Below are 1016 nucleotides of genomic sequence, written 5' to 3'. Positions count from 1 at the left end.
TCTTCGGCGATATTGCTGAAGCCCGGAAGTCTTATGCTAACGCCGACTCAACAACCAGCAAGGCTAAAGCCGATGATCAACTGAATAAGAGTGTTGGGACATTGATTAATGTGATCAAGGAGAACTATCCTAACCTCCAAAGCAGTAATCAGGTCAACACGCTGATGACGCAGCTTGAAGGTAGTGAAAACCGGATCTCGGTTGAACGCAAGCGTTACATTGATCAGGTTCGGGATTATAACCAAAGCGTCGTTACCTTCCCGAAGAATATCTTTGCAAGCATGATGGGACTGGGCAAGAAGGACACCTTCAAAGCTACCCCAGCAGCACAGACCGTCCCGAGTGTTGATTTTTCAAGCAATAGCTCCAGTGCTGGGAAGTAGGTGGCGCCATGCGCGGGCATTTAGCGTGGTTACTAGCCGCGCTGACGGGCTTGTTGTTGTTTACCGGTGCAGCTCATCCGGTAGCAGCGGCCGAGGATCTGCCGGCACGACCAACTGACCATTACTACCTGGACCAGGATCGTTACCTTGATCAGGAAACCGAACAACTGGTTGATCAAAAGAATCGTTATTATCAAAGCACCAAACAACAGCCGCAAATTGCGGTAGCTGCACTAAAGTCTACCCACGGCGATCCATTGTCGGATTATGCACCTGATCTTTTTCAGAAATGGGGGATCGGGAAAAAAGGTACCGACAACGGCGTGTTGATTCTATACGCTGGCAATTATGGTACGCACAATCTGAGGATCGAAGTCGGGGATGGCCTTGAAGGTGACTTGCCAGACGCTTTGGCGGGACAAATCCTCAATACGAATCTAAAAGGAATTAAATCGGGTAATAAAGCCGAACTGAATCAGGCTTTGCGCAAGGTCTTCAATGCCGTTGCGACCGTTATTGATAAAAAGTATAAATTTCCTAAGGATCAAAACACGGTCTCGGATGAAACCATGAATCGCTACCAAAATGCGGACCGAAATCGCGGTGGCAGTTTGCTAGGAAAGATTGTTGTGA

The 1016-nt window shown here is 48.2% G+C and carries 2 protein-coding genes; both read left to right on the top strand.

Annotated elements, in window-relative coordinates:
* Positions 1–383 (top strand): LemA family protein (locus ACWPVL_RS11650; RefSeq protein WP_454389176.1); only part of this gene is annotated, 383 nt, incomplete at its 5' end.
* An 8-nt stretch (positions 384–391) separates the two neighbouring features.
* The coding region (locus ACWPVL_RS11645) for a TPM domain-containing protein (RefSeq protein WP_454389174.1) at positions 392–1016 on the top strand (625 nt) is incomplete at its 3' end.

The sequence above is a fragment of the Streptococcus sp. Marseille-Q8145 genome, from assembly GCF_965112035.1.
The sequence above is the reverse complement of the archived record's forward strand: the minus strand, read 5'-3'. Positions and strand labels throughout refer to the sequence as shown.